2 protein-coding genes are annotated in these 2,858 nt (G+C 69.3%); both read right to left on the bottom strand.

Annotated elements, in window-relative coordinates:
- Positions 1-137: 137 nt before the first annotated feature.
- Positions 138-365: a YbdD/YjiX family protein gene (locus RWP81_RS15950; RefSeq protein WP_314457750.1), complete on the bottom strand. Its 228-nt coding sequence runs from the start codon at positions 363-365 to the stop codon at positions 138-140.
- A 20-nt stretch (positions 366-385) separates the two neighbouring features.
- The gene (locus tag RWP81_RS15945; RefSeq protein WP_314457748.1) at positions 386-2,647 is read right to left on the bottom strand and encodes a carbon starvation CstA family protein; all 2,262 of its coding nucleotides are present in this window, start codon (positions 2,645-2,647) and stop codon (positions 386-388) included.
- Between the last annotated feature and the right edge of the window lie 211 nt (positions 2,648-2,858).

Raw genomic sequence — 2,858 nt, 5'->3', positions numbered from 1 at the left:
GTTCGGCGTCGCTGCCGAGGTCGCGCGGGGCGAGCGCGAAGCGGCGGGCGAAGACCAGGACGAGCGTCAGCGCCGCGCCCACGACGACGCCCGCGGCACCGGCGAGCAGCGGGGCATCGAGCATTCTCGAAGCCTACTCAGCAGCAGCGGGCGCCCGGATTGCGGTCCTGCTCCGCCGTGCGCTGCCGCCAGAACTGCCGCTCGGTCAGCGGGTTCGCATCCGGATGGTGGGCGCGCAGGTGCGCGACGTACACGTCGTACGCCCGGTCGCCCATGAGCGTCGTGACGTACCACCGGATGCCACGACCCGCCCGCGCCGCTTGGGCGCCGAGGCGCTGCAGAGGGCCGGGGGTCGTGGCATCCATGTCGGTCATCGTCGTCGAGCTCAGTGGGAGGAGACGGACGGACGGTCGGGGTGATCGGCCGGGAGGGCGTCCCACTGCTTTTCGATCTCGCGCTCCTCCTTGGTGGCGAGGAAGCCCGCCGCGGCGAAACGCCGTGAGGGCACGGGTGCGTCCTCGAGGTTGTCGCCGCCGCCGTTTCGCAGCGCCTTCACCGTCACGATCACGGCCATCACGATGACGATGATCGCGAGCGTCACGAAGATCACCGACAGCACGCCCTGGACGAAGGTGTTCCGAACCACCGCCTCCATCGCCGCGACGCTGCGGGCCGTGCCGAACTCGGTCTTCCCCTCGGCCAGCGCCCCGCGGAAGGCGAAGTGGTTGGCCCAGTACCCCACCGCCGGCACCGGCGAGAAGATCTTGTACATGGATGCCGTGATGGTCACGACCGCCGCGAAGGCCAGGGGCAGCGCGACGATCCACAGCCAGCGGAAGTACGGCCGGCCGCGCTTGGCGACGATGGCGAGCACGACGGCGAGGGCGATCGCGGCGAGCAGCTGGTTGGCGATGCCGAACAGCGGGAAGAAGGTGTTGATGCCGCCGAGCGGATCGGTCACACCGAGGATGAGGATCGAGCCCCACCCGGCGACCATGACCGCCGTGCAGATCCAGGCGCCGGGGCGCCACGAGAGGTCCTTGAACTTCGGGATGACGGTGCCGATCGAGTCCTGGAGCATGAAGCGGGCCACGCGGGTGCCGGCATCCACCGCCGTCAGGATGAAGAGGGCCTCGAACATGATCGCGAAGTGGTACCAGAACGCCATCATCGCCTGACCGCCGAGGGCCTGCTGCATGATGTGGGCGAGGCCCAGAGCCAGGGTCGGGGCGCCGCCGGTGCGCGAGACGATCGATTCTTCGCCGACAGCTGCGGCGGTGGAGGTCAGCATGTCGGGCGTGAGGTTCACGCTCGCGAGGCCCAGACCGTTGACGAACGCCACCGCGCCCTCGACGGTGCCGAGGGTGGCGGCGGGCGAGGAATTCATGGCGAAGTAGATGCCCCGGTCGATCGACAGCGCGGCGACCAGCGCCATGATCGCCACGAAGGACTCCATGAGCATGCCGCCGTAGCCGATGAAGCGCGTCTGGCGCTCCTTCTCGAGGAGCTTCGGGGTGGTGCCCGAGGCGATGAGGGCATGGAATCCGCTCAACGCACCGCACGCGATCGTGACGAACAGGAACGGGAAGATCGGTCCGCTGAACACCGGGCCCGTCTGGCCGCCGGCGAACTCGCTGAACGCGGGCACCGAGATCTCGGGACGCACGAGCACGATGGCACCGGCGAGCATGACGATCACGCCGACCTTCATGAAGGTGGAGAGGTAGTCGCGCGGGGCGAGGAGCAGCCAGACCGGCAGCACCGCGGCGACGAAGCCGTAGACGATGATGCCCCACGCGATCACGGTGCGGTCGAGGTGGAAGGCCGCGTAGCCCCACTCGGTCGAGGCGACCCATCCGCCGGCGACGATCGCGGCGATCAGCAGCACGAACCCGATGATAGAGATCTCGGTGATGCGACCCGGGCGGATGAAGCGCAGGTAGAGGCCCATGAAGAGGGCGATCGGGATCGTCATCGAGACGCTGAACACGCCCCACGGGCTCTCGCCGAGGGCGTTGACGACGACGAGCGCGAGGATCGCGACGATGATCAGCATGATCAGCAGGCTCGCCAGGATCGCGGCGGTACCGCCGATCTTGCCCAGCTCGTCGCGGGCCATCTGGCCGATCGTTCGGCCGCCGCGACGCATCGAGAAGAACAGCACGAGGTAGTCCTGCACCGCCCCGGCGAGGATGACGCCGACGATGATCCAGATCGTGCCCGGGAGGTAGCCCATCTGTGCGGCGAGCACGGGGCCGACGAGGGGCCCGGCACCGGCGATGGCGGCGAAGTGGTGGCCGTACAGCACGCGGCGGTCGGTGGGCACGTAGTCCTTGCCGTCCTGCTTGCGCTCGGCCGGGGTCGCGCGGCGGTCGTCGGGTCGCGCGATGAAGCGCTCGATGACCTTCGAGTAGAAGCGATAGCCGATCAGATAGGTGCAGACGGCGGCGAACACGAACCAGATCGCGTTCACCGTCTCGCCGCGCACGATCGCCAGCATCGTCCAGCCGAGGCCGCCCAGCAGGGCGATCCCGATCCAGAGGGCGATCTTCGCGGGGGTCCATCTGCTGCGGAGCTTTTCGGGCTCCACGGCGACCGGGGGAAGGTTCGGATCGGTGACGATGTCGTCGTCGACGGAAGCGCTCATGGGTTCTCCTGCTCGCGGCACTGCGGACTCGGGAAGGCTAAGCGGATGCCGCGGCGGCGGGCCAGCGGCATCCGTCGGTCGTGCGATAAGCGGCGCGAACGGTGCGACGAACGGTGTGCGCGGGGCTGCGGTGGGGTTCGGAGGCGCGGCGGCGGGTCCAGGGGTGGCGGCGTTCAATGGCGCGGTGGCGGCGGGGTTCGGGGGTTGCGGC

Source organism: uncultured Microbacterium sp., assembly GCF_963521695.1.
Taxonomy (GTDB): Bacteria; Actinomycetota; Actinomycetes; order Actinomycetales; family Microbacteriaceae; genus Microbacterium.
The sequence above is the reverse complement of the archived record's forward strand: the minus strand, read 5'-3'. Positions and strand labels throughout refer to the sequence as shown.

Bases quoted from the DNA above. Each gene is read 5' to 3' on its own strand.
- RWP81_RS15945 (WP_314457748.1), bottom strand. From the start codon at position 2,647: ATGAGCGCTTCCGTCGACGACGACATCGTCACCGATCCGAACCTTCCC.
- RWP81_RS15950 (WP_314457750.1), bottom strand. From the start codon at position 365: ATGGATGCCACGACCCCCGGCCCTCTGCAGCGCCTCGGCGCCCAAGCG.